Raw genomic sequence first — 25,819 nt, forward strand, 5'->3', positions numbered from 1 at the left:
CACGCAGTTGCGGGCGCACCCCACACCTGGATCGAGGAGATCGTCGATGACCGCACTGATTCCCCGCCGAGAAGCAGCCAGGCCGTATCCGGCGCGTAGTGAACCCAAGGGCTCGACACTGTTCCAGTTGGTGACCACCACCGATCATAAAACGATCGGCAAGATGTATTTGGTCACCTCGTTCGGTCTGTTTCTCATCGGCGGTCTGATGGCGTTATTGATGCGCGCTGAATTGGCGGTGCCGGGGCTGCAGTTTCTTTCCAACGAGCAGTACAACCAACTCTTCACCATGCACGGTACGATCATGCTGTTGCTCTACGCGGTACCGGTGGCCTACGGTTTCGCGAACTACATTCTTCCGCTGCAGATCGGCGCACCCGATGTCGCATTCCCGCGGCTCAACGCGTTCGCGTACTGGTTGTATGTGTTCGGGTCGTTGATCGTGCTCGCCGGGTTCATCACCCCGGGAGGCGCGGCGGACTTCGGGTGGACCGCTTACACCCCACTGACGAGTGCACTGCATTCACCCGGTGTCGGTGCCGACCTGTGGGTACTGGGCCTGATTCTTTCCGGGCTCGGCACCATCTTGGGTGCGGTCAATTTCGTCACCACCGTCGTCTGTCTACGGGCACCGGGGATGACGATGTTCCGGATGCCGATCTTCACCTGGAACATTCTTGTGACCTCACTCCTGGTGCTCCTGGCGTTTCCGACCTTCGCCGCTGCACTGGCCGGTCTGGCATTCGATCGCCACTTCGGCGGTCACGTGTTCGATCCCGCGACCGGGGGAGCGATGCTCTGGCAGCACCTGTTCTGGTTCTTCGGACACCCCGAGGTCTACATCGTGGCGCTGCCCTTCTTCGGGATAGTCTCCGAGATCTTCCCCGTCTTCAGTCGCAAACCCATCTTTGGTTACAAGGGATTGATCTTCGCCACTCTCGGCATCGCTGCCCTCTCTATCACCGTATGGGCGCATCACATGTACGCCACCGGCGCAGTGTTGCTGCCGTTCTTCTCGTTCATGTCCTTTCTGATCGCGATACCGACCGGGGTAAAATTGTTCAACTGGGTCGGCACCATGTGGCGAGGGCAGGTTACCTTGGAGACGCCGATGCTCTTCAGCGTCGGATTTCTGATCACCTTCCTCTTCGGCGGCCTGACCGGGGTACTGCTCGCTAGCCCTCCGATCGACTTCCATGTCACCGACACTTACTTCGTCGTCGCGCACTTCCACTACGTGCTGTTCGGCACCATTGTCTTCGCCACCTATGCCGGGGTGTACTTCTGGTTCCCGAAAATCACCGGCCGCATGCTCGACGAACGCCTCGGCAAGTGGCATTTCTGGACGACCTTCATCGGGTTCCACATGACGTTCCTGGTTCAGCACTGGCTCGGCAGTGAAGGGATGCCGCGCCGCTACGCCGACTACCTACCCTCGGACGGCTTCACCACTCTGAACTCAATCTCTTCCATCGGAGCGTTCATCCTCGGAGCATCGACGTTGCCGTTCGTGTGGAACGTCTTCAAGTCCTACCGCTACGGCGAGCTCGCTATCGTCGACGACCCCTGGGGATGCGGCAATTCCCTCGAATGGGCCACCACCTGTCCACCGCCGCGCCACAACTTCACCGAGCTCCCCCGGATCCGTTCCGAGCGGCCGGCATTCGAGCTGCATTACCCGCACATGGTCGACCGGATGCGCACCGAGGCGCACGTGGGCTTGATGGGCCACACGGCCGGAGTCCGGGCCCCCTCCGAAGTCGTGGCCGACGGTATCGAACACGACACCGCCAGCGAGAGCGACACCCGGTGACGAGAGATCGTTGCGGCCATCGAGTGGGCGCGAATGTGCTGCTGCCGGGCCGAGGGTCGTACGCCATTGCCTGCGTCATGGGGTTCTACGTGCTCGCGCTGATCGTGGTGTTCACCTGCCTCGTTCCGCGTCTGTCGGCACGTTCTGAGACAGTTGTGACCGCCGCTGTGGTGGTGGTGTTCGCGGTGCTTCTCCTGCTCGCGATGATGTTCGCAGCGCGCACACCACGACGGGCGGCATCGGCACCGATCGGCGTCGTCGAAGGGTGGGCAGTGGTCCTGGACGTCGACATCGGTTCGGGGAGCGTGGCGCTGAAAGTGACTGTTCCAGGATCGGGAACATATCGGTCCGAAGTCCACGTATCACGTTCGATGGCAGTTCAACTCGTGGTCGGCAGCATCATCTCGGTCTGGGTCGACCCCGACCGTCGTCAGAGGATGACCCTGGTCGGCAGTGCACCTCCGCCCGCCGAGGCACCTGAGCAGTGGCGGCACTGACGAGCCCGATCGAGGCCAACTGCGCGACGACACGAGAGAGGCTTCGGCACGCAACGATGCCGACCGATATACCGCTACGACACCGTCGTTCGGTGTTCGGGCCACGAACCACCGATGACCGCTCCGAGTCTGGACGCGCGCCATCGCTTCTCTCGGGACGAGGTCCTTGGAATGCCCGTGTTGGTGGTGTGATGCCGACACTCATCTGCACGATCCGACAGGTTTCGACGTAGTCCGGTCTACGTCGACACAGGCTCGCTCGGTGTGCGAAATGCCTTCGACGCGACCACGTCGCAACGGTGGACGACACCACCGGATGCCTTCTCAAAACCGAACCTGACCGCCGGCATCCGGTGCGTCCGCGAGCCCGTGCAATCTGGGGCAGGTGGAGATCGCGTACTGCCTCTACTTCTTGGAGAACATGCGAGAGAACAATCCGGTCGATTTCGGATCGGCCTCGTGCCCATTGCATCGAGCGGACGCGGGAACGCCCCGCATCACTTGCTGAACGTGTTGGCCGCAACCCGCCCAGGTGGTCTTTCCGCACTTCTTGCACGTGACAGCTCTGCACATGGCATCTCCTCAAGTTCTTCGACTATGAAGGCAACTATACCCGTAGGGGTATAAAGTCAGGTGGCCGGGCCGAGGCGGCCGGATGGCCACCGCGTGCTACCGGTTGGTGTTGCCCAATGTGTCGACGGCACGGACGAAGTCCGGCGGCATCGCAGAACTCCACGGGCGCTGCCCGAGTGCAGTTTTGATTCCCACCAGTGCCCCAGCTATCGGTGGGCAGCGGGGGCACTGTCTGAGGTGTTCGTCGATCCGCGTCGATGTTTCGACATCGAGGTGACCGTCGAGATAGGCCGACGCGTGGACCAGGGTTTTTCGGCACAATTCGGAATCGACACTCTCGCTCGCGGATACGGCGGGGAGTGCTCGCAGCAGTCTAATCCGCGCGCGATGAATCCGCTTGTAGACCGATGCGACGGTGAGCTCGCAAACCGTGCTGATCCGAGGTGCGGTCCATCCTTCACCGTCGTGGAGCGCAAGAACCATTCGATCCTCGACGGACAAGGTCGCCAGAGCGGCACGCACCGTCTGCTCGTCGGCCAGCGACTCGGCGAGAACCTCGGGATGATCGAGACGGCTGACCGGCAAGTCGATATCGTCGATGCCCGATGGCACGGTGCGCGCCGAATCCGCGCGCGCTGCCAGATCCCGGGCGCGATTGATCGCGATTCGGTAGAGCCAGGTCGACAGAGCGGACTCCGCCCTGAAACTGCGCCTGCCACGCCACGCACGTTCGAGCACATCCTGCACGAGGTCGTCCGCGTCGGCTGGTGAGCGGGTCATACCCCCCCGCGATTCTGCGGAGAACCGGGGTCTGAACCGACAGTTCGACAGCGAAGTCCTCGTCGCCGAGAGCATCGGAACCACCATCGCGGGCGCTCGCCTGTTCGCCGACCTGTCCAGATCGGCGAGGTCGTCCGTCCAACAGTGAAAGACCGTCTACAGGACAGGACCGATCATGTCGTTCGTCGATTGGAGGAATGATCGAAACCTGTGGATCCCGGGAGGACGCACCTTCCCGGATGATGATCTGTACACGAACAGGATTCTGATCAAGTCCAGCGCGCCAACGCTGGCGGGAAGGTACGCCCGTGCTCACGATAGTGGACTACGACGACGACTCCAACGAGACCGGCCAGGCAGTCGGCGCGGGCCGCTCGTTGCTCGACGAGATCGTCCGCGACGGCGCCCGGCAGATGCTCGCCGCAGCCCTGCAGGCCGAGGTCGCCGACTACATCGCCCGGCATGCCGGTGAGATCGACGACAACGGTCACCGGCTGGTGGTCCGCAATGGCTACCACGCCGAGCACGAGGTGGTCACCGCCGCCGGCGCGGTGGCGGTGAAGGCGCCGCGGGTCAATGACAAGCGCGTCGACCCCGACACCGGTGAACGTAGGCGGTTCTCCTCGACGATCCTGCCGGCATGGGCCCGCAAATCCGCGCAGGTGTCCGAGGTGCTGCCGCTGCTGTACCTGCACGGGCTCTCGACCAGCGACTTCGGTCCCGCCCTCGAACAGTTCCTCGGCACCGGTGCCGGCCTGTCGGCCAGTTCGATCACCCGCCTCACGACGCAGTGGCAGGACGAGGCGAGAGCCTTCGCCGCCCGGGATCTCTCGGAGGCGGATTACGTCTATCTCTGGGTCGATGGTATTCACCTGAAAGTGCGTCTCGAGCAGGAGAAACTTTGCCTGTTGGTGATGATCGGTGTCCGCGCCGACGGCCGTAAGGAGCTCGTCGCCCTCTCCGACGGGTACCGGGAATCGACCGAGTCCTGGGCGGACCTGCTGCGGGATTGCCGCCGGCGTGGGATGCGGGCCCCGGTGCTGGCGGTCGGTGACGGTGCCTTGGGGTTCTGGCGGGCCCTGCGCGAGGTGTTCCCGGAAACGCGGGAACAGCGCTGCTGGTTTCACAAGCAGGCGAATGTTCTTTCTGCGCTGCCGAAGTCGGCTCATCCTGGTGCGTTGGCGGCGATGAAGGAGATCTACCTCGCCGAGGACATCGACAAGGCGCAGGTGGCGATCAAGGCATTCGAGATCGATTACGGCGCGAAGTACCCGAAGGCGGTCGCGAAGATCACCGACGACGCCGACGTGCTGCTCGAGTTCTTCCGGTATCCGGCTGAGCACTGGGTGCATCTGCGCACGACAAATCCGATCGAATCGACTTTTGCGACAGTGCGTTTGAGAACCAAGGTGACAAAGGGCCCGGGGTCGCGGGCGGCGGGGATGGCGATGGCCTACAAGCTGATCGAGGCCGCCCAGGCCCGCTGGCGGGCCGTGAACGCCCCGCACCTGGTGGCGTTGGTGCGGGCCGGTGCGCTGTTCCACAAGGGCAAGCTCCTCGAACGACCCGTCGAGATCACCCCGGAACCGTCACCGGACACGCCGGTATCCGAGGTCGCCTGACACACCTTAATCCACAGAATTTGACGATTCCTCCTTGCGTGGATGGTAGATCCTCACCTGCAGACCTTCCTCTTTCCACAATCGGTGCACTTTCTTCTTGTTCACCGCCATCGCCTGATCGTGTCGCAGATGCGCCCAGGCGCGACGGAAGCCATGCAACGGGTGTGTTCGCGCGTAGTCACGCAGAATCGCTCTCAGGACCGCATCGGGGTCGGCGGGAGTCTGTGCGATCGGCGTACGGGCGTAGGTGGACCGGGCAAGCCCAACTGCTCTGCAGGCCAACCGCTTCGACACTCTCATCGTCGTGACGAGCATGTCGACAGCGCCGCTTGTCAGCCGGGCTCAAAATTTTCCCTTCGCCACCTCCCGCAGGGCGTCCTTCTCCAGTTCGGTGTCGGCGAGTAGTCGTTTGAGTTTGCCCTGCTGCTCCCGCAATTCCTTGAGTTCTTTCGCTGCGTCGATATCCATGCCGCCGTACTGGCGGCGCCAGTTGTACAACGTCGCTGCCGAAACCTCGAGCTCGCTGGCGATCTCTTCCTGCGTTTTCCCCGCCGCGGTGAGCTCGTCTGCTCGGCGCAACTTGCGCACGATGTCCTCTGCGGAGTTCCTCTTCCGTCCAGCCATGTTCCTCATCGTCCTATCCGCCCACGTCACGGGCAACAAGACTCTAAAACAAGATGGCCCCGTTCACTGGGGACATGCCAGTACAGCTCGCATGATCCATCTACCCGTTCATGCGTAGTAGTTGAACCAGGTCGAAATCTACTTCACCGCTGTGCAGCGCAAAGGCCCTCACGCCCGACGACTTTTCTGCGATCTCGACGAGGTGGCCGGCCGCCTACTCGCCTTCCAGAAATGTTATAACGCTACTGCCCACCCCTTCGATTGGACCTTCACGCGGCTGACCTTCACGAACTTCTCCACCGCCTCGGCGCCACGATCCTTATGCGCTATGGTCGTTCGGCGCGTGACCCCCGATTGGCTAACGGGCGCACACACACTAGAGCGATTCGGGTCGAAGCGCAGCGATGAAGTGCGCCAGATCTACGACAATGAAGACGCCAATGGCGGAGGCCACTACGTCTCCGGCGCCTTGCGCTCGAACTTCGGCAGCAACGTGCAGCTTGCGTCCATCACGCGCTTTCAGCGTGGCACTTACCTCATAGGGCACTTTCAGGCGAACCGGCGCGAGGAACTCGACATCGAGCTTACGTGTAACCGCCATGTCCCCGATCACATAAAGAAGCATTCCCACCATGTCATCGAGCACGGTGACCACAGCTCCCCCATGCGCGATGCCCGGAGCACCTCGATGCCGACTATCGAACACATGCTCCGCCACGACGCCGTCGCCGCGACGTCGCGCCAGTAGATGATGACCGTGGGGGTTGTCCGGGCCACAGCCGAGACACCATGGGTGGTGAGGCGGGAGAGGGTCGCCATCGGCCAGTGTGTCTCGCCGCTCCTCGAAGCTACTCCACCAGTCCGTCACGAGCGCGATCTCAACCTGGCCTTCGGAACAATCTTGATAGGTTTCAAGCGGTTCTGTCACGACCAACCCACTGAGGCAGGGTTCAGCCTGTCGACGGCATCAAGACGATCCCGGTCACCAAGCGGATCTCCTTCACCGGCAACCCCCATTTTATCAAAGCGTCGTCTGAGCATCATCACAGAATCAGCCGCATCGTGTCAGTCTCCTCGACGAGTTTCGCGCCCATCATGTATCTGTCACCAGCATTCTCTTTTGACGGATATTAGTACCACCGCAATGAAACGCACTCTCCGTGTAATGCCCTTCTCTGCACCAACTTTCGGCTTACATAACAAGCTACCTGATCTATTTCACGAGACGAACGTGGTTAGCGGTCTTCAGTTACCAACGAGCTGGACGCAACCTCTAAAGCCTCGACAAGATCCCTTTCGGCCCCGGGCAATCTACCAGCTGACAGGACAACCGCGTTCAAGCGAGCTCGCATGTCAACGTCACGCTGGATGCAAGCGCGCGCGGTCTCGGTCCAGGCCTGCGCACAACGGTCGGCGACTTGCGCGAGGCCTTCTGTGGCGAGGTCGCCGGTCAGTCGTGCGACCTCGGCGCACCCCTCGGCGAGTAAGCGTCGGAACAACCCGCCGCCGGTGCCTGCTTTCTCGATGAACGCGCCGAGACCGAACAGTAGGATCTCGAGTTCGTCGTCAGGAAGGTCTGCCCAGGTGTGGACGTCGGCTGCCAGCGCTGCGGCGGCTGCCAGCCCCTCAGCACCGCTCGATGCGGGGATATCGGCGATTCTTGCCCCTGATGGCTGACGCAAGTTATCAGCAGACTGCCGAAACGCTGCCGCTGCAGCGTCACCGATCACGGGAAGGTCGCTCGGCCAGGTAATCCGATACGTGCAGTGGCGCGTTGGCTGCGGGAACGACGTCGAAGACCTGGCCCGGGCCAGCGAGTCGAAGGGAACCTCCTGCACCTCGGCCCGGTCGTTGTCTACGACGAACGCTACGCCCGCGTCCTCGTCGTAGCCGATCACGACGATGTCGTGGCGGCTCATCTTCATCTGGACCCTCAGATACGGTAGCTCGGCGATGTCGCCCCACACCAGGCTTGGTCGACCGGAGTCGATTTCGTCGCGGACCCACGACCATCCCTCCTCTGGATCGTCGGTGGTTAGGACCTCGACCTGCCCGCCGAGTCGGCGCGGTAGGTCGACTTCGAAGTCGGCACCTCGTCCCACCAGATAAAGCGGTGGAACGAGGGCATTCGATCGAAGATAGGACAACCCCAAGGCACCCCCGAGGGTAAATGTCAGCCCCTCGCTGGGCGGTCCATCCCACCCGAGACCGTGCCAGTGCAGCAGATCTCGCATCGCGCCTGAACCACAGTGGCCCCCGATCTGATGGGGGTAGCCCTCGATGAGGGTTTTGTGCGGCATATGCGATCCTTTCCGAGTGGCGGGGCGTGGGGGTGTCGAAGACCAGTCAGTTGCCAGGGATTCGTTCCAAGTGGGCATGCGTAGCCCATGGGTCGACGTTGCTTACGAACACTGAAGTGGTGGCCCACAGTTGGCACCGAACTGTTGCGGGTCTCGTTGGATCGAGCTCAAGCTCGGAGGGAAGGGTCGATTCGCGAGCCGCCGATAGAAGCCGCAGTTTCGTTAGTGGGCGCGCCGAATGAGGTTTGGACCTGTTCGTCCTTCGAATTGCGTATCGCTCGCCGACGTCATATCGATCGAGCTCAAGGCAGAGTCGCCTCACACTGCACCGGCGAGTGACAGTTCGGCGCGGTCGATGGGGAGCTGCTGCGAGATGACCCGCTTGCTGAACATGAAGTCGCGGGGACGATTGATGCAGTCCGCCGCAATCAGCTCTGCACTGCGTAGGTAGTAGCAGGTGAAGTCGCGGTCACGGGTCGGGTTTCCGCTGAGGACGACTTCGTCGTACCCAGTGTTGAGCCCGGCGATCTGGAGCTTGAGATCGTATTGATCCGACCAGAACCAGGGAAGCGCCTTTATCTCCTTAGGCTTTCCGCAAATGGTCGCGGCAGCGACCTTGGCCTGCTCGGCGGCGCTCGGCACGGACTCCAGGCGAATGCGACGTCCGTAGCGGGCCATGTCGTGGCTGGCGCAATCCCCGGCGGCCACGATGTTGTGATCACTGGTCCGGGCGTGGTCGTCGATGACGACGCCATTGTCAACAGCAAGGTCCGCGGCGGCGGCGAGGTCGACATTGGGCTCCACGCCGATTCCGACAATGAGGAGGTCGGCAGGGATTGATTCGCCGCTGGCCAGGACCACTTCGCGGACGCGGCTATCGCCGGTGAGCGCTTCGACCAGGGCTCCCGTGCGGATATCGACCCCTTCACTGCGGTGGATTCGGTCGAAAAATGCGGAGACTTCGGGAGCGGTGACCCGCTCGAGGACGCGTTCGGTCGCCTCCAACACGGTGACCTCCAGACCCAGTGCACGCAAGGAGGCGGCCGTCTCTAGGCCGATGTAGCCCCCGCCGACGATCACGGCTCGACGTCCGGGGGTCGCGGCCTTTCGAATCAACCCAACATCCGCGGCGGTGCGTAGGTAGTAGACGCCGGCCAGGTCGGCCCCCGGGGTAGGGAGCCGCCGCGGGCGGGCACCGGTGCACAAGGCGAGCTTGTCATAGGTCAACGCGTCGCCAGTGCTGAGCGAAAGGCTTCCTGCTGAGCGGTCGATCGCCTCTACAGTCGCGTCCAGGAGTTGGATCCCGTGCTTGCTGTAGAACTCGACGCTTCGGATCTCCAGGTCCTTGAGCGTGCTCTTCGAGGCCAGGTAAGCCTTCGACAAAGGAGGGCGTTGGTACGGCAGCGCTGATTCATCGCCGATGAGGACGATCTCTCCGGTCCAACGTTCCTGGCGCAGGCTGGCTGCGAGTTGAGCCCCAGCATGGCTGGCCCCGATGATGACGGCGCGCTGTGCGGTCATGCGTCGGATTTCGGGGTGAGGCGGACCGTCATCTTGCTGATCCCTCTCACGAAGTTGGACTGGACGTATTCGGGTTCGCCGATGACATCGATGTTCTCGAAACGAGCGAGCAATTCCTCCCAGAGGATCCGCAGCTGAAGTTCGGCCAACCGGTTACCCATACAGCGGTGAACACCGAAGCCGAAAGAGATGTGGTTGCGCGCGTTGGCCCGGTCGATGATGAAGTCGTCGGGCCGGTCGAACACGCGTTCGTCGCGGTTGCCCGACGCGTACCACATCACGACCTTGTCGCCTTTCCGGATGAACTGCCCGTTGAGCACCGTGTCGACCTTGGCGATTCGTCGCATGTAGGCCAATGGTGTCTGCCACCGGATGATCTCCGAGTTCATGTTGGAGATCAGGTCGGGATTGGCCTTGAGTTTCTCGAATTGATCGGGGAACCGGTTCAGCGCGAGAACACCGCCGCTCATCGAATTGCGGGTGGTGTCGTTGCCACCGACGATCAGCAATACGAGGTTGCCCAAGAATTCCATCGGTCGGCTGATCAGGTCCTTGGTGTCGGCGTTGCTCTGCAGCATGGTGATCAGGTCGAACCCTGGTTCTTCTCCGGCAGCGGTCCGGGCCGCTTTGTCGTGCCAGTGCTCGCTGAGACCTTGTGCCATCTCGCGCATACCGACGAACGTGTCGTCGAGGTCTGAGGGGCCGCCGTTGGTCTGCTCCATCGAGGTTGCGAGGTCTGACCATTCGACGAGTTTATGACGCTGTTCGTATGGAAAATCGAGAAGGGTTGCAAGCATTCGAGCGGTCAACTCGATAGAGACGTTCTGTACCCAGTCGAATGGCTCATTCCTTGGCAGGTCATCGAGCACCTCCTGGACTCGCGAACGAATCAGCCCCTCCATCTCACGAAGATTCTTCGGCGCGACCACGCCCTGGACGGCGGCCCGCTGCCTGTCATGGCGGGGCGGATCCATCGCAATGAACATTGTGATATCTAAAAAACGCGGCGGGACCCCGATGACGATTAGCGGCTCGGCGGAGAATGACTCATGATCCTTGTCGACGGCCATTATGTCGGCATGCCGCGTGACCGACCAGAACGGCCCGAAGGGACTGTCCGGTAAATAGTGCACCGGCGCCTCATTGCGTAGGCGCTCGTAGTAGGACTGCCAACGCCCCTGACGATAGAGAAACGGGTTGCTGAGGTCGATGTCAGCGAGCTCGACGTCTTCGACCGGTGGTATTGGGCTCTCTACGAACAGCTTCTTTCCGTTCGATCCGGTCACCCAACGTCGGGTCCTGTCGTACAGGTGTGCGCCGCGGATTTGCAGGTCGATCGGGATGGCAGATTGAACTTTGTCAGTGATCACTTCAGAAACCTTCATTACGTCTTATCCGTCACTCTCGTGGGTCACATCTGAAATTCTGGCGTCTGGACAATCAAGCCGTCCCACGCCGCCGAAACGAGCATCTGGCAAGACAATCGGGAGGTGGGTTGACGCTCGGGGTTCATCGCAAGCATCTCCTCCTCCTCCGATCCTGAACGTCCGACCAACTCGGACCACTGCGGGTCGACGATCACATGGCAGGTCCCACACGCGGCTTCACCCCCACAGTCGCCATCAATACCGGGCACCGCGTTGTTGGTTGCGATCTGCATCAACGACGAACCTTCCTCGAGAGACACCTCACGCTCCTCGCCGTCGCGAGAGACAAAAGTGACAACAGCCATAACCAACTCCTGATGCAGCGTATTGATGGGATTTTAAATTCTGACAGCAACTGACCATGTCGGCTATGTTCGCCAGAGTCAGATGGTTGTGAATTCGACTCAGGGGGGAAAATGAAACGCAATGATGCGGGCGTGCCTCCTCCAGCTTTCACGCAACGAGTCATTCCAGTTCGACCTAGCGAGCCTGAACTCGCAACGCTCAATCCGAGAATTCGCTCATCCCCGAGCCTTGATGCCATTTGATTTACGGCTCCCCACTTTTGGTTGACGAAAAGTAGGTCCCCCCGGCGCCGAAAACCTTCAGGATCAGCGATAACAGGGGTCATTCGAACGGCGGGCACCAACCCGTTCACAGAAGTTTCCGTAGCAACTTGATCGTACGTTCAGTATACGGTGGATAAATCAGACGCAGATCGGGTTTGGTGGATTTGGACAGCACTGCTCTGCGGTGGCTGAGAGCCTCGAACCCCCATTTGCCGTGATACTCGCCGAGGCCGCTGGCACCGACACCACCGAAAGGCAGCTGCGGAATTAAGCAGTGCAATGCGACGTGATTGATGACGGCACCACCGGACGGGATGCGGTCGATCAGGTCACGACCTAGCTGCGATGAAGTGGTGAATAGGTAAAGTGCTAATGGCTTCGGGCCGGCGTTAATACGGGTTACAGCTGCGCTAATCGAGTCGATCGTGAGGATTGGCAACACAGGGCCGAAGATTTCACTGGCCATCATCGCGTCGGTGTCGGGCGGATTCACAATGACCGTCGGCTCGATACGCAAACTGTCTCGGTTGAAGTGCCCTCCGCTGACGATGGTGCCCTGGGTGGCGGTGAGTAGTTGAACCAAGCGGTCGAATTGCCGTGCATTGACGATCGGCAGCGCGAACTCTTCTTCGGCAGACCGGAACTGGACGATGTTCTGGACGATCTTCTCCACCAGTTCGTCGACGATCGACTTATCAGCCAGAACATAATCCGGGGCGATGCAGGTTTGTCCAGAGTTGAGCAATTTCACCCACGCAATCCGACGCGCAGCGACGTCGATGTCGGCGTCGGCTGCCACGACGACTGGGCTCTTCCCGCCCAACTCGAGCGTCACCGGAGTCAACGTCAGCGCGGCAGTGGCCATAATCTTCTTACCGATCTCGGTGCTTCCAGTAAACAAGGCGTGATCGAAACCCTGGAAAAGCAGATCCTGAGTCGTCTCCCCGTCACCCTCGACAACGCGGACCGCCTCCGCATCAACATATTGCGGCACCAACCGGGCAAGCAACTCGGAGGTTGCAGGCGCAAGCTCGGATGGCTTGATCACTGCGCAGTTGCCGGCTGCCACCGCCGCCACCAAGGGACCCAGATTCAAATACAGGGGATAGTTCCATGGTCCGATGATCAGGACGACGCCCAACGGGTCGTACTGCACCCACCCGCGACCGGGCAATTGACTCAGCGGCAACGACACTCTCTTATGCCGCATCCATTTCTTCAGGTGCTTCCGCGCGTAGCGGGCTTCAGTCTTCGTGGCGTTGATGTCGCCGAGCCATGCCTCTACAGAAGAGCGGCCTAGGTCCTTGGACAACGCCAAGGCGATTTCGCTCTCACGTTCGGAACAAAGTCGCTCGATCCCTGTCAATTGGTCCAGTCGCCACTGCAGATCCCGTGTGCGGCCTGAATTTGCGACACGTCGGACCTCGTCGAGCAGTTGCTTGCGGTCGCGCCTGCCGCCCTGCGCCTCCATTTGTAATGGCATGTCAACTGCCTTTCTAGTAGCTCGGGCGATTTCTCTGGTAAACGGGTAGACATCATCGAATCGGGGTCCCAACGGCGCCGACCACGACAGCCGAGGCTTTCTTCATGAGGGAGATTTAGAACGACATCGGCCGGTCACCATCAAGGTATTGCCGGAGTCGTTGCATTTGTGGGCGAGTTTCACGGAAATGCCCCTAAGCCGGTGAGGGCTCCACGGCGCAGTACTCGATCTGCAAACCTCGCCGTTATTTGGGCTCCGCCACCCGACATTCACCACTGACTGCGGGAATTTGTCCCCGCGGTGGCGTCAGAATCGAATGAGCCCTCGGATGTTGCGGCCTGATCGCATGTCCTCATAGCCCTCGTTAATCTGATCGAGAGTGTACTCACGGGTGATCAGCTCATCGAGCTTGAGGTTTCCGCCGTTGTACAGTTCGACGAGGCGAGGGACGTCATGCGCAGCGTTCGACGAGCCGTACAGGGAACCGCGGATCTGCTTTTCGTAGAGTGTCAACTCCAACAAAGAGCCCGACATAGTGGTCTCCTCGGGATGCCCGATCGCGGTGACAACCACTCGCCCACGTTTGCCAACGAGTGATAGCGCCTCGGAAGTATAGGACCCTTCGGCGACATCCGTGGTCAAGATGCAGACGTCGGCGAGTTTGCCGCGAGTAATGTCACTGACCAGCGCCCACGCTTCGTCGATCGAGGCAACGGCATGCGTCGCGCCGAACACGCTGGATTGCTCCCTTTTGAATTCCACGGGGTCGACGGCGATGATGTTCAACGCGCCGGCGATCCGTGCGCCTTGAATCGCGTTCATGCCGATACCGCCGGCTCCGATTACGACCACTGTGTCCCCGGCGCGCACTTCGCCTGTGCGCACCGCCGACCCGTAACCGGTGGTGACGCCGCAGCCGATCAACGCCGCCTTATCCAGCGGTGTTCCTGTATCGATCTTAACCAGCGACGCCCTCGGCACGACCGTGTACTCCGAGAAGGTGCCCAGCAAGCACATCTGGCCGATGTCCTCGCCGCGTGCATGGAAGCGGTAGGTGCCATCGAGCTGGGGTCCCATCATGACGGCCGCGCCTGCGTCGCACAGGTTCCCTATACCGCGTGCGCAGTAGGAACAGTGCCCGCACGACGGAAGGAAGGTGAGGATGACCGAATCGCCCTCGGCGATATCCTCGACTCCCGCGCCGATTTCCACCACGGTGCCGGCGCCTTCGTGACCGCCGACTACGGGTAGAGGGAAGGGCAAGTCACCGGTCACGAGATGTTCATCGGAATGGCACAACCCACTCGCGGTCAGCCTGACGAGCACCTCGTTGGGGCCGGGCGGATCAAGCTCGACTTCCTCTACCTCCCACTTCTCTCCCAGGCCCCAGAGAACAGCAGCGCGTGTCTTCATGATTCTCCTTAGATCAATAATTCGGTTGCCGTGAAGGCCGATTCAGTCGAGCGTCTCAACAATGAAGTCACCGTCGGCGTATTGGCGCCGCAACTTCTTCTTGTCAAACTTGCCTGTCGAGGTCAGTGGAACTTCAGTAACGAATGCCCATCGTTCAGGTAGCCACCACTTGGCCACACGGTCGCGCAAGAATCCCGACAGCTCCCTAGCCGTAACGGTGCGTCCGGTATCGAGGACAACCACTGCCAGCGGTCGTTCCTGCCACTTATCGTCTGGCACACCGATCACAGTGGCGGTGCGCACCGCAGGATGAGCGGCCAATTCATTCTCCAGTTCGACTGACGAGATCCATTCACCTCCCGACTTGATGACATCCTTGGAACGGTCGGTCAGAGTGATGAACGCATCTGCGCTGATCACGCCAACATCTCCGGTACACAACCATCCATCCGGCGTCACCGCCGCACTGTCATGCTGGTAGTACGACCCGGTGATCCATGGGCCGCGAATCTGAATCTCGCCCACCGACTTTCCGTCCCAGGGCTGCTCAGCATCAGAGTCGTCGACGATGCGGGCCTCCACACCGGCCACCACCCTGCCCTGGGTTCCGCGTACCTGAAGGGACCTCTCCGGTGAGTCGGTGTCCCGCGGGAGCGCGACTGCAGCAAGCGGCGAGGTCTCGGTCATTCCCCATGCCTGTACGATGCGGATACCCAGCTCGTCGTAAGCGGTTATCAACGACCGCGGAACGGCTGAACCCCCGCAGGCCACCATCTTCAGCGAACTGACGTCATGGCCTGGATTGTCACGCAGGTAGTGCAAAACGTCGGTCCAGATCGTCGGGACCGCTCCCGCCATCGTCGGTCGCGCTGCCTCGATCATCTCCACCAACGGCTCAGCCTGTAAAAAGCGGTCGGGCAGCAGCATCTGCGCGCCTGCCATCATCGCCGCGTACGGCAGTCCCCACGCATTGGCATGGAACATCGGCACGATCGTCAATACCGTGTCGTCATGACCGATGCCCAGCGCATTCGAGGCGCACGCTGCCTGAGAATGCAGCCACGTCGAACGATGGCTGTAGATAACGCCTTTCGGATGGCCGGTGGTGCCGCTGGTGTAGCACATCGCAGCGGCCGACCGTTCGTCGACGTCTGGCCAGTCGAATGAGCTCGGCTGGGCGGCGACCACATCGTCGTACCGAAGGACGTCCTTTCCACACCCCTCAACAGCGGCAAGGTCGCCAGTACCGGTGACGAGCACCGTGCGAACCGAGGTCATCGAGGGAAGAGCCGACGCCAGGAGAGGAAGGACCGTTCCGTCGACGATGACCACCCGATCGTCGGCATGGTTTGCGATCCACGTCAGCTGTTCAGTCGGCAGTCGCAGATTCAACGTGTGCAGCACCGCGCCCATCGATGGCACCGCCGAATAGCATTCCAGATGCTCCTGGTTACTCCATTGGAGGGTCGCGACGCGCTCATCTCCACGAATCCCGATCGCGCGCAATGCATTAGCCAACTGAGCCGCACGTTCGCCCAGCTCTCGGTACGACACCCGGGAGATCTGCCCGGGTCCACGCGCGGTCAACACCGCACGCTCGCCATGAATCCTGGAGGCATGCCGCACTATCGACGACACGGTCAGCGGAACGTCCTGCATGGTGCTTTTCATCGCGCCACCGTCCTGCGGTCAGCGGTCAAGCGGAAGTCACGCATCGATCGGTAGTCACGCATCGATGAGATCCTGTCGATTCTCGCTCTGCAACATCGACTTGTACTCGGGAAACAGGTTCTTGGCCTGTGGGATCAGTTTGAGCAACTTGGGCACCGGCCCTTTTGCGCGCACGGTTCCCTTGGCCATCGCCATTGTCAGGTTCACCTTCCCTAGCCAGAACTTGTTCCCGGTGTCCGAAGACATGAACAGTTCGACATTGGGGACTGCGGTACTCGAAGCTCCGGTCTCCACCACTTTGTTCGGCATATCCACCGTCACCACCGCATCCGGATCGGTGTAATACACCCGCAACACCACCCCCGAGCCCGCAAGCTTGTCCGCCAGCCCCTCGATCTCCAGGCCACGCCGAAATATCCCGGCCATGTAGGCGTAAACCTCGTCCTCATTCTTGAACACAGCCATCTCGAACCTCCACCAATCTCGTTGTAGGTAATGCGCGGTCGCGAGCGACCAGGGACGCTCAATCTGCGATAGTCACCGCTCCCGTCAAACAAGTCATCGGGGGTGACCGCCTCTCAGCCGAACTCGTCGTTGCGAGGCATGCTTCCCGCCCACACGAGGGTGCGTGTGATGTTCACCATACCACCTTTTGCTCAAATCGTTACCTTTTTTTGTTTTTGTAAATACCCTGAGGTTACTCACGCGGATGCGTCGGGTTGCGACAAGAACATGATCTGCTCGGAGCGGACCGTGGAAGTCCGACAGTGGAATACGAGACGCTGCGGGAGTCGCAGCGCATTTCAAGCCAAAGATGACGGCATACGCATCGGCCACGATCACAAGGAAACAAGATTGGGTCTGCTGCACGGATAGGTGACAGTTGTAGTCACGCAGCCGGTGCGGCTGGTGTGTTCATGATGGTCTCGTATTCGATGGGGGTCAATCGGCCGAGGGCGGCCTGGCGTCGGCGGCGGTGATAGGTCCGCTCGATCCAGGTGACGATCGCTGTTCGGAGCTCCTGGCGGGTCGCCCAGGCCTGACGGTCGAGGACGTTCTTTTGCAACAGCGAGAAAAAGCTTTCCATTGCAGCGTTGTCGCCGCAGGCTCCGACTTTGCCCATCGATCCGATCAGGTCGTGAGTAGTTAAGACGTTAAGGAACTTTCGGGACGAAAATTGAGAGCCTCGGTCCGAGTGAACCACGCATCCGGTGACGTCGCCGCGGCGAGCGAGGGCGTTGTTCAGAGCGGTGACCGCCAGGCGGGCTTTCATCCGCGAGTCGATGGAGTATCCGACGATCCGATTACCGCAGGCATCTTTGATCGCACACAGATACAGCTTCCCCTCACCGGCTTGGATTCCAGCAATCGTCGCAACACCTACTGGAAGGTGTTGCAATGGCTGGCAAAAAGTACACGGATCAGCAGAAGGAAGAATTCTTCCGACTACTCGATAGAGGTGGCACGGTCCGCGCCGCAGCGCGTGCAGTCGGCGTTCATGAAGACGCAGGCTACAACTGGTTGCGGAAGACAGGGCTGACCATGGCGCGGGCCGCGCCGCGCACCTACCCCGCGGAACTCAAAGCTGAGTTCTTGCGGCTCGTTCGCGAGCGGCAAATCATCTCAACTGTTGCTCATGAGCTGGGGATTCATCGGCCAACAGCCCATGTATGGGCGCGGAAAGCAGGAATATCGACCAGCGAGGCACGCAAGGTCAACCCGCGGCGTGAAGAGTTCCTACGTCTACGAGCGGCGGGACTCACGCGCGTGGAGGCGAGGGCTCGCGTCGGGGCCGATGCCCGATCGGCGACCGACTGGGACAAAGGCATCACCATCATCAACCGAGGGCGTGTCTATCCCGACGGCCGGGTGGTGCGGTACCCCGTAAAGAACAATGATGTTGTGCCAGAACGAAGAACTCGCGCGATCGGCGGAAGTGTCGACCTCAATGTGGTCGAGAAGATCATCCATCCCCGTTACCTCAGCCTGCTCGAACGGGAGCAGTTGCAGGATCTACGGCGTGCGGGGTTGTCGATCCGGGCGATCGCGTCGGAGATGCGACGCGCACCGTCGACGATCAGCCGAGAACTCAAGCGCAACACCGTCTCGGTGAGGGGATATATGCCTCATACGGCGCATCGGCTGTCGGTGAAGCATCGGGCCAGGCCGCGGAGGGCGAAGCTGGTTGCCAATGCCGAGCTTCGTTCCTATGTCCAAGGGAAATTGGCGAAAAGGTGGTCGCCGCAACAGATCAGTCACCGACTGGTCAAGGACTTCCCGACCACGCCGGAAATGCGTGCGAACACCGAGACGATTTATCAAGCGATCTACGTGCACGCCCGAGGCGATCTCACACGTGAACTCGGAAAGCAACTGCGCCGCGGTCGAATTGCGCGCAAGCCACATAGGCAGTCCGATGCCCGTCGGCCGCGGTTCGTAGACCCGATGAACTCGATCAGCAATCGGCCGGCAGAGGTTGACTCGCGAAAAGTGCCAGGTCATTGGGAGGGCGATCTCATCATCGGTGCGCTGGGTGGATCGGCGATCGCGACACTAGTCGAACGCTCCTCCCGCTTCGTGATGCTCGGGCACCTCGGACGTGAACGGACTGCCGAAGCCGTCCGCGACTCTCTCATTACCACCGTCCGTCATCTGCCCGCATCGCTGCGAGGAACTCTGACCTGGGACCAAGGCGCCGAGATGGCCGAGCACCGGGCATTCGCCGCCGCGACCAACTTCGACGTCTACTTCGCAGACGCGGGCGCTCCCTGGCAGCGCGGCAGCAACGAGAACACCAACGGGCTTCTCCGCCAATACTTCCCGCGCGGTACCGACCTGGAAGCGCACAGCGTCGACAAACTCTTGGCCGTCGCGGAGGAGCTTAACGACCGACCCCGGAAATCGCTCGACTGGGACACCCCTGCCGAGCGCCTGAGTGCTTTACTGGAAGTCTCGTAATTACGAGTGTTGCGACGATTGCTGGAATCCAAGCGGTGGGGTGCTCGGTGATGTCGGTGAGCCACAATCGGTTCGGACGCTGCGCGGTGAACTCGCGTTGCACCAGGTCCTCGTGCACGGCCGGCCCGGAACGCACCGACTTCAGTCGGCGAGGCTTCTTGCCGAACCTCGACCACCAGGTGTTATCCGAGCAGATCCGCCACGCCGTCCGTGCCGCCATGACCTGACCCGCGGCCTCGGCTTCGTCGGCGAGAAACCGGTACCCGAACTCAGGGTCGTCCCGGTGGGCATCGAACAACGCGTTCGCCCGATATGCCCAGGTCAGATCTGCCTCGGTGACCGCATCACGCAGCCACCGATAGTACGGTTGGCGGGAGAGCTTCAAGACCCGGCACGAGACCGCGACGGGGATTCCGTCGACGGCGAGCTCCTTCACGAGCGGGTACATCATTTTCCCGGCAGATTCGCCTGCGACAGATACGCCGCAGCTCGCCGCAGCACCTCATTCTCCTGCTCCAGCAGCCGAACTCGTTTCTTCAACTCCCGGTTCTCGGCCATACTCATGCTGCTCAGCCCGGGTTTCGTACCGTCATCGACATCGGCTCGTCGCATCCACTTCGACAGTGTCATCGGGTGCACCCCGAAATCCGCGGCAACCTGATCGATCGTCACACCCGGTTCCCGGCCGCGGGCCACCCGGACTACATCCTCGCGAAACTCCTGTGGGTAAGGCTTCGGCATAGCTGCATCCTTCCAGGCCACCCCGAAGGTAAGCCAGATCAGATGTCACCTATCCGTGCAGCAGACCCATTCGGATAAAGTTATGGGTCAGTTGGCGGTAGCGTGACTTTCTCCGTTCCCACACGCACGTCTGCGCAGCGGAAACCAGTTATACCCGTCAGCGGGACCCGGTATACGATGTACTCGCCGCTCCGGCGACACTGAATCGCCCTCCCATAGGAGGGCGATGGTTTGACAAAGCCACTTGGCCTACCTCTGATGCCGCGGCCATCGAAGTGAGTGTTCAGGCTGGACCCCAGCAAACCACTTTCCTGCGAATGTTAGGTGAAGAGAGAGAACGCTGCGTTCGATTCGGTCTTCCGCCACACGATGTCGACACGAGCGCACCAGTGTGCTCCGCCTTCCCACACAACGACAGCTGTCGCGGGATGTCATGCGGCGAAAAATCGTGACTGGCGGAGGGACTAATGCCCATTTACCATTGTCGACATCTCGTTACCGTGCTACGACGCCACACGACCCAGTATCGCAGTCTACGAAGGTTACGAAGCCTACTCTGCGGGCTCGTTCTACCGAAGGCCAAGGTAGCGGAGCACCGAGAGTGAAATCTGGTCTGCTACGGCTTGGTTGCAGCGTTCCATAGAACCCGGGAGCACCAGATGACTGACGGTGAGGCGGATCCAAACATCGACCGCAGGGACAACGTCGGCAGCACGATCACCTCTGAGATGGGTCTGAATCCACGTCACCAATTCTTCGGTGGCGGACTTCAGCATGTTCGTCGATGTAGCGAGTAACGGCAACACCCCAGTGCCCATACGGGTGAGGTCATCCGAACGGCCAAGCTGGACGCCCAACAGGGGACTTTCAACGGCTTCGTCCAACGTGTAACGAACGGCTGCCGTGATGGCCGTCGGTACGTCGGCTGCGTTTGCGTCGAGGACCTTCCGGATTCCATCCAGAAAGCGGTGAGTCTCGCGCACGACTAGTGCGTCGCCGAGGGCAGCTTTACTCGCGAACTCGCGATACAACGTAGGCCGGGATACGCCAATCACAGCGGCGATTTCACTGAATCGCACTTTCTCCCAGCCCTTCTCGATGGCCAACTCCTGAGCTGCTCGCAAGGCTTCAGCGCGCAGCTGCAGACGAAAGGAAACCCGGACGGGCTCGACAACCATGACTAGAGTGTAACGGCTGATCAAGGAACCGGTTCAATGCCAGAACATCGCCGATCATTGAATCCCGGGTCATGTCGTTGCCGCCGACGATTAGCAATACCAAGTTGCCCAAAAACTCTCCCGGCCCAGCTAATCAGTGCCTTAGGTCTCAGCGTTGCCCTACACGTGGAGGTCCAGATCGAATCCGGCTTCTTCTCCGGCAGCGGTCATGTCCGCTTTGTCGTGCTAGTACCGCGGAAACGAACAACTGACAGACGCCGCGCACCGGACCTGCCGTGCGTGCGCCGATCCGCAGTGGCCTGAGATGGTCGGGCGCCCCGCAGGTCGCCGTCGATGCCGGGCACTGCGTTGTTGATTGCGATCCGCATCAACGGCAGCCTTCCTCGAAGAGGCGTCTCGCCATTCTCTCGTCGTACGATACAAAGGTCTCACCAGCCATAACCAACTCCTGATGCTGCGTTTATGTGATCGTTCAAATTGTGGTCGAAGTTGACTGCGTCGGGAGGAATCGTCAAATTCTGTGGATTAAGGTGTGTCAGGCGACCTCGGATACCGGCGTGTCCGGTGACGGTTCCGGGGTGATCTCGACGGGTCGTTCGAGGAGCTTGCCCTTGTGGAACAGCGCACCGGCCCGCACCAACGCCACCAGGTGCGGGGCGTTCACGGCCCGCCAGCGGGCCTGGGCGGCCTCGATCAGCTTGTAGGCCATCGCCATCCCCGCCGCCCGCGACCCCGGGCCCTTTGTCACCTTGGTTCTCAAACGCACTGTCGCAAAAGTCGATTCGATCGGATTTGTCGTGCGCAGATGCACCCAGTGCTCAGCCGGATACCGGAAGAACTCGAGCAGCACGTCGGCGTCGTCGGTGATCTTCGCGACCGCCTTCGGGTACTTCGCGCCGTAATCGATCTCGAATGCCTTGATCGCCACCTGCGCCTTGTCGATGTCCTCGGCGAGGTAGATCTCCTTCATCGCCGCCAACGCACCAGGATGAGCCGACTTCGGCAGCGCAGAAAGAACATTCGCCTGCTTGTGAAACCAGCAGCGCTGTTCCCGCGTTTCCGGGAACACCTCGCGCAGGGCCCGCCAGAACCCCAAGGCACCGTCACCGACCGCCAGCACCGGGGCCCGCATCCCACGCCGGCGGCAATCCCGCAGCAGGTCCGCCCAGGACTCGGTCGATTCCCGGTACCCGTCGGAGAGGGCGACGAGCTCCTTACGGCCGTCGGCGCGGACACCGATCATCACCAACAGGCAAAGTTTCTCCTGCTCGAGACGCACTTTCAGGTGAATACCATCGACCCAGAGATAGACGTAATCCGCCTCCGAGAGATCCCGGGCGGCGAAGGCTCTCGCCTCGTCCTGCCACTGCGTCGTGAGGCGGGTGATCGAACTGGCCGACAGGCCGGCACCGGTGCCGAGGAACTGTTCGAGGGCGGGACCGAAGTCGCTGGTCGAGAGCCCGTGCAGGTACAGCAGCGGCAGCACCTCGGACACCTGCGCGGATTTGCGGGCCCATGCCGGCAGGATCGTCGAGGAGAACCGCCTACGTTCACCGGTGTCGGGGTCGACGCGCTTGTCATTGACCCGCGGCGCCTTCACCGCCACCGCGCCGGCGGCGGTGACCACCTCGCGCTCGGCGTGGTAGCCATTGCGGACCACCAGCCGGTGACCGTTGTCGTCGATCTCACCGGCATGCCGGGCGATGTAGTCGGCGACCTCGGCCTGCAGGGCTGCGGCGAGCATCTGCCGGGCGCCGTCGCGGACGATCTCGTCGAGCAACGAGCGGCCCGCGCCGACTGCCTGGCCGGTCTCGTTGGAGTCGTCGTCGTAGTCCACTATCGTGAGCACGGGCGTACCTTCCCGCCAGCGTTGGCGCGCTGGACTTGATCAGAATCCTGTTCGTGTACAGATCATCATCCGGGAAGGTGCGTCCTCCCGGGATCCACAGGTTTCGATCATTCCTCCACGCCGGTTTCCGTAGCGATATCGGCGACTGCGTCACTGGCATGTCCCCAGTGAACGGGGCCATGCCAGTACAGCTCGACTGCGTCGCGCTGTACTGCGATACCGACGGCGCGACCGTAGCCGGGATCGCCGCCGATCTCGGCATATCCCATGGTTCCCTGACCACATGGCTGAGAAACGCGGGTATCCCGATCCGCAGACCCGCCGCCACCGCTGTCTTCGATTCGAATTGACTTTCAGAGGCTCGTCAGTGGATCCAGGCTTAGATGACCTCGTGGCTGATCCGCATTGACTCGTCATCGGGAAGTCGATGGGCAGCCGGTGCGAAATCTGCTCCGGGCTACACGCTTTCACTCATCGGAGGTCCTGACGATGCGGCTTGTTCAAACCCTTCCATTGCCGTTCGAACGGTCCGGCGACAGCAGCGCCGCCCGGCAGGGTGATCTTGCCCGAAAGGCGGTCCTCGACGTACTCGCGCAACCGCTCATTCTCAGCCAGCTTGGCGGACTTTGGGCGACGGGCAAACAACTCGGCTTTCCAGTGCGCAACGCTGGCACGGTAGTCGAGCGTGCCGCCCCGGGTCGCAGCGTTGCGCCGCAACTCCCGCGAGATCGTCGACGGGCTCCTCCCGATGACACTCGCGATCGCGCGCGCCCCGTGGCCGGTGGCGCGCAGGATCGCGATGCCCTCACGCTCTTCCAGAGAGAGGTACCTGCCGGCGCGGGCCATGGATACGGTCTCAGCCCGCCAGCGTGCCGGAACAACCGCTGGCCCACAGGTTGTCCCACGCCGACAGCGTCAGCAGCCTCGCAAGGAAGCTTGCCTGTGGCGATCTGGTCCCAAGAAATCTCGGTCCTTCGACCGAGGATGGCCCGGCGCTCTTCGGTGACCTCATCGGAGCCCTGCCCGTCACCTCCCGCGCCCAATCCGATGGTCTGCCCACAACACCCTCCTGGCCTCAGGTGTTGCTTCCACCGGTTGAGCCCAATCAGTGCACATCAATTTCCTTCGCGGAAACGGCTGCACTGGAAGGGATTGCGGCTTCAATTGGAAGCGTCGGCGACGCCCACGACAACGCCCTTGCGGAGTCGACAATCGGACTGTTCAAGACAGAAGAAGTTTCCAAGAGCAGTCCGTTTCTGCAAGGGGCGATCAAGACGATCGACGACATCGAATTCGCGACGATAGAATGGGTGGATTGGTTCAATACCCGCCGTCTGCACAGCACCTTGAACTACGTCACTCCCGACGAGTTCGAAGCCGTCTATTACTCTCAACTATCGATTCTCCAGCCGGAGATGTCGCCAGCATAGGAGCGGCAAGAAACCCGGCACGGTTCAGTCTCCGGACTTGCCGGGATGCTTCTATATCTGTCAAGACTCCAAGATTGGGTGTGCAGTGGCAAGTGTCCGGTACAGCTGCCGGGTGACGTAACGCTTGAGGGATCGCATGATCTCCTTGGTCGTGCGGCCTTCTCCTCGTCGACGTTCGACATAGGTGCGAGTTTGGGGATCAACCCGCATCCTCACGATCACAACCGTGGTCAGTGCTCTGTTCAATCGGCGGTCACCGCCCCGATTAAGCCTGTAGCGCACCGTGTTACCTGATGAAGCCGGGACCGGGCAGGTCCCGGCGAGCGAGGCGAATGCGGCCTCGGAGCGCACCCGACCTGCATGTGACCACGCGATCAGGACAGTCGCTGCAACCACTGCCCCGACCCCGACCGCGGCAGTCAGTTCCGGCGCATTGGTCTTCACCAATGCGTCGAGAGACTTTCGATTGTCAACCAACTCCGCATCGAGCGCACGAATCCTCTTGGCTAGTCGCACGGCCTCTGCTCGGCACGTCGCAGTGGTGGCGTCCTCGGACCGAGCCCGCCAGGTTGCGATCTCCTTTAACTGACTGTATGTCAACGATTTTCGTGCATCCACACCAAGTTCGACGGTGCGAACCAAAGCCGTCAACGCATTGATGGTGCGCGTCCGTTCACACGTCATCTGTTCTCGGGCGACCACGAGAACGCGCATCGCCACTCGCGATCCGTCCGCTCGTGGTCGACGCAGTCGATCGATGTCGACAGACAGAACTGATCGGGCGATACGAGCGGCGTCGAGATCGTCGGTCTTACCGACTCCTCTGCGATCCGCCGACCCCATCACGGAGGGTTCGGCTACCGGGAATCCCGCCGCGAGAACGCGGTCGGAGAGTCCGGCGCCGTAGGAGCCGATGCCTTCGATGACAACGAGGGCGGCTTGTTGACCTACTCTGTGTGCAATCCACGTGCGGGCCCGATCAAGACCCGCCGGGCTTGCTGGAAAACTTGCTTTGTCCTGCACCGCACCAGTTGCGGCGGCCACGACGCACAGCGCGTGGGCGGCGGCGTGAGTATCGACCCCGATGACGATTTCGTAGTTATCTGCGACGATAGGCATAGCGACGGATGTCCTTTCCGATGGGCGACGTCGTTGTCGGCGTCGGCCCGGAAAGAGCACTTCGAGGCAGGCCTGTAACGGGCCACGACCTCGCGGCAACGAGGTCGGGCAGGCTTCTAATCAAGCCACCGAAGCAAGACCGGACCGGCGTCGCCACCACAACAGAGTGGACAAACCCCGGCCAGTGCACCACGAAGGAGCAAAGCGATTCATGAGTCACACGGCGTTGTAGCGACGACACCTATCCTGTC

General features: G+C 61.2%; 22 protein-coding genes and 5 pseudogenes. 6 read left to right on the forward strand and 21 right to left on the reverse strand.

What is annotated here, in order from left to right; all coding sequences use genetic code 11:
* The first annotated feature begins 46 nt into the window (after positions 1-46).
* Together ctaD and RA302_RS31995 are read left to right on the forward strand one after the other, a co-directional pair.
* Complete coding sequence (ctaD, locus tag RA302_RS31990) at positions 47-1,813, forward strand: cytochrome c oxidase subunit I (RefSeq protein ID WP_011331573.1); 1,767 nt, start codon at positions 47-49, stop codon at positions 1,811-1,813.
* Positions 1,810-2,310 carry a hypothetical protein gene (locus RA302_RS31995; protein WP_134771772.1) on the forward strand — a complete coding sequence of 167 codons (501 nt, stop codon included), beginning with the start codon at positions 1,810-1,812 and terminating at the stop codon, positions 2,308-2,310. The genes ctaD and RA302_RS31995 overlap by 4 nt, the downstream gene beginning before the upstream one ends.
* 669 nt (positions 2,311-2,979) lie before the next feature.
* Here RA302_RS31995 and RA302_RS32000 read toward each other — a convergent pair.
* On the reverse strand, positions 2,980-3,663 hold the full coding sequence (locus RA302_RS32000) for a sigma-70 family RNA polymerase sigma factor (protein WP_021334540.1): 684 nt from the start codon (positions 3,661-3,663) through the stop codon (positions 2,980-2,982).
* A 308-nt stretch (positions 3,664-3,971) separates the two neighbouring features.
* Between RA302_RS32000 and RA302_RS32005 the strand changes: the two genes are divergently transcribed.
* Positions 3,972-5,285 (forward strand): IS256 family transposase, encoded by a 1,314-nt coding sequence (locus RA302_RS32005; RefSeq protein WP_030538128.1) that lies wholly within the window; start codon positions 3,972-3,974, stop codon positions 5,283-5,285.
* Between the two features lie 342 nt (positions 5,286-5,627).
* On the opposite strand, the gene RA302_RS32010 is transcribed toward RA302_RS32005, so the two are convergent.
* From RA302_RS32010 to RA302_RS32060, 11 genes and pseudogenes are all read right to left on the reverse strand, one after another.
* Positions 5,628-5,909, reverse strand: coding sequence for a transposase (locus tag RA302_RS32010; protein WP_225320460.1), 282 nt, complete (start codon positions 5,907-5,909; stop codon positions 5,628-5,630).
* Between the two features lie 376 nt (positions 5,910-6,285).
* Positions 6,286-6,543, reverse strand: a complete 258-nt coding sequence (locus RA302_RS32015; protein ID WP_306300966.1) for a PaaI family thioesterase — start codon at positions 6,541-6,543, stop codon at positions 6,286-6,288.
* A gap of 601 nt (positions 6,544-7,144) precedes the next feature.
* Entirely contained in the window at positions 7,145-8,209 is a 1,065-nt protein-coding gene (locus RA302_RS32020) for a BtrH N-terminal domain-containing protein (RefSeq protein WP_011331535.1), read from the reverse strand.
* 318 nt (positions 8,210-8,527) lie between these two features.
* Positions 8,528-9,730 carry an FAD-dependent oxidoreductase gene (locus tag RA302_RS32025; RefSeq protein WP_011331536.1) on the reverse strand — a complete coding sequence of 401 codons (1,203 nt, stop codon included), beginning with the start codon at positions 9,728-9,730 and terminating at the stop codon, positions 8,528-8,530.
* A complete protein-coding gene (locus RA302_RS32030) occupies positions 9,727-11,115 on the reverse strand; it encodes a cytochrome P450 (protein WP_021334602.1) in 1,389 nt (462 codons plus the stop codon). Before RA302_RS32030 ends, RA302_RS32025 begins: the two co-directional genes overlap by 4 nt.
* 26 nt (positions 11,116-11,141) lie before the next feature.
* Positions 11,142-11,462, reverse strand: a complete 321-nt coding sequence (locus RA302_RS32035) for a 2Fe-2S iron-sulfur cluster-binding protein (protein WP_011331538.1) — start codon at positions 11,460-11,462, stop codon at positions 11,142-11,144.
* Between the two features lie 349 nt (positions 11,463-11,811).
* Positions 11,812-13,209, reverse strand: a complete 1,398-nt coding sequence (locus RA302_RS32040) for an aldehyde dehydrogenase family protein (RefSeq protein ID WP_011331539.1) — start codon at positions 13,207-13,209, stop codon at positions 11,812-11,814.
* Positions 13,210-13,515: 306 nt separating this feature from the next.
* Positions 13,516-14,622 carry an NDMA-dependent alcohol dehydrogenase gene (locus RA302_RS32045; RefSeq protein WP_011331540.1) on the reverse strand — a complete coding sequence of 369 codons (1,107 nt, stop codon included), beginning with the start codon at positions 14,620-14,622 and terminating at the stop codon, positions 13,516-13,518.
* A 42-nt stretch (positions 14,623-14,664) separates the two neighbouring features.
* Positions 14,665-16,293 carry a fatty acid--CoA ligase gene (locus tag RA302_RS32050; protein WP_011331541.1) on the reverse strand — a complete coding sequence of 543 codons (1,629 nt, stop codon included), beginning with the start codon at positions 16,291-16,293 and terminating at the stop codon, positions 14,665-14,667.
* Between the two features lie 54 nt (positions 16,294-16,347).
* Positions 16,348-16,758, reverse strand: coding sequence for an SCP2 sterol-binding domain-containing protein (locus RA302_RS32055; protein WP_011331542.1), 411 nt, complete (start codon positions 16,756-16,758; stop codon positions 16,348-16,350).
* 424 nt (positions 16,759-17,182) lie between these two features.
* Positions 17,183-17,641, reverse strand: a pseudogene (locus RA302_RS32060) (DDE-type integrase/transposase/recombinase); the annotation flags it as partial.
* 50 nt (positions 17,642-17,691) lie between these two features.
* On the opposite strand from RA302_RS32060, the pseudogene RA302_RS32065 reads away from it, so the two are divergent.
* Together RA302_RS32065 and RA302_RS32070 are read left to right on the forward strand one after the other, a co-directional pair.
* Positions 17,692-17,817 (forward strand): annotated as a pseudogene (locus RA302_RS32065) (transposase); the annotation flags it as partial.
* 378 nt (positions 17,818-18,195) lie between these two features.
* Entirely contained in the window at positions 18,196-19,251 is a 1,056-nt protein-coding gene (locus RA302_RS32070) for an IS30 family transposase (RefSeq protein ID WP_211919460.1), read from the forward strand.
* Here the strand turns inward: RA302_RS32070 and RA302_RS32075 are convergent.
* From RA302_RS32075 to RA302_RS32110, 8 genes and pseudogenes are all read right to left on the reverse strand, one after another.
* On the reverse strand, positions 19,175-19,702 hold the full coding sequence (locus RA302_RS32075) for a transposase (protein ID WP_011331550.1): 528 nt from the start codon (positions 19,700-19,702) through the stop codon (positions 19,175-19,177). The two genes, RA302_RS32070 and RA302_RS32075, sit on opposite strands and share 77 nt — an antisense overlap.
* The gene (locus RA302_RS32080) at positions 19,699-19,992 is read right to left on the reverse strand and encodes a transposase (protein ID WP_030537996.1); all 294 of its coding nucleotides are present in this window, start codon (positions 19,990-19,992) and stop codon (positions 19,699-19,701) included. The genes RA302_RS32075 and RA302_RS32080 overlap by 4 nt, the downstream gene beginning before the upstream one ends.
* 569 nt (positions 19,993-20,561) lie before the next feature.
* Entirely contained in the window at positions 20,562-21,170 is a 609-nt protein-coding gene (locus RA302_RS32085; protein ID WP_021334597.1) for a TetR family transcriptional regulator, read from the reverse strand.
* A gap of 16 nt (positions 21,171-21,186) precedes the next feature.
* Positions 21,187-21,395: pseudogene (locus tag RA302_RS32090) on the reverse strand (cytochrome P450); the annotation flags it as partial.
* A gap of 98 nt (positions 21,396-21,493) precedes the next feature.
* Positions 21,494-21,609: pseudogene (locus tag RA302_RS32095) on the reverse strand (2Fe-2S ferredoxin); the annotation flags it as partial.
* Between the two features lie 96 nt (positions 21,610-21,705).
* Entirely contained in the window at positions 21,706-23,019 is a 1,314-nt protein-coding gene (locus RA302_RS32100; RefSeq protein WP_166503022.1) for an IS256 family transposase, read from the reverse strand.
* Positions 23,020-23,126: 107 nt separating this feature from the next.
* Positions 23,127-23,288, reverse strand: coding sequence for a hypothetical protein (locus RA302_RS32105; RefSeq protein ID WP_155277984.1), 162 nt, complete (start codon positions 23,286-23,288; stop codon positions 23,127-23,129).
* A 113-nt stretch (positions 23,289-23,401) separates the two neighbouring features.
* Positions 23,402-23,865, reverse strand: a pseudogene (locus RA302_RS32110) (helix-turn-helix domain-containing protein); the annotation flags it as partial.
* Between the two features lie 23 nt (positions 23,866-23,888).
* On the opposite strand from RA302_RS32110, the gene RA302_RS32115 reads away from it, so the two are divergent.
* The gene (locus tag RA302_RS32115; protein WP_080656784.1) at positions 23,889-24,449 is read left to right on the forward strand and encodes an integrase core domain-containing protein; all 561 of its coding nucleotides are present in this window, start codon (positions 23,889-23,891) and stop codon (positions 24,447-24,449) included.
* A 60-nt stretch (positions 24,450-24,509) separates the two neighbouring features.
* Here the strand turns inward: RA302_RS32115 and RA302_RS32120 are convergent, their stop codons facing one another.
* Positions 24,510-25,568 (reverse strand): IS110 family transposase, encoded by a 1,059-nt coding sequence (locus tag RA302_RS32120; protein WP_165639875.1) that lies wholly within the window; start codon positions 25,566-25,568, stop codon positions 24,510-24,512.
* Between the last annotated feature and the right edge of the window lie 251 nt (positions 25,569-25,819).

The sequence above is a fragment of the Rhodococcus sp. DN22 genome (assembly GCF_036669995.1).
In the GTDB taxonomy this organism is placed as follows: Bacteria; Actinomycetota; Actinomycetes; order Mycobacteriales; family Mycobacteriaceae; genus Rhodococcus_F; species Rhodococcus_F erythropolis.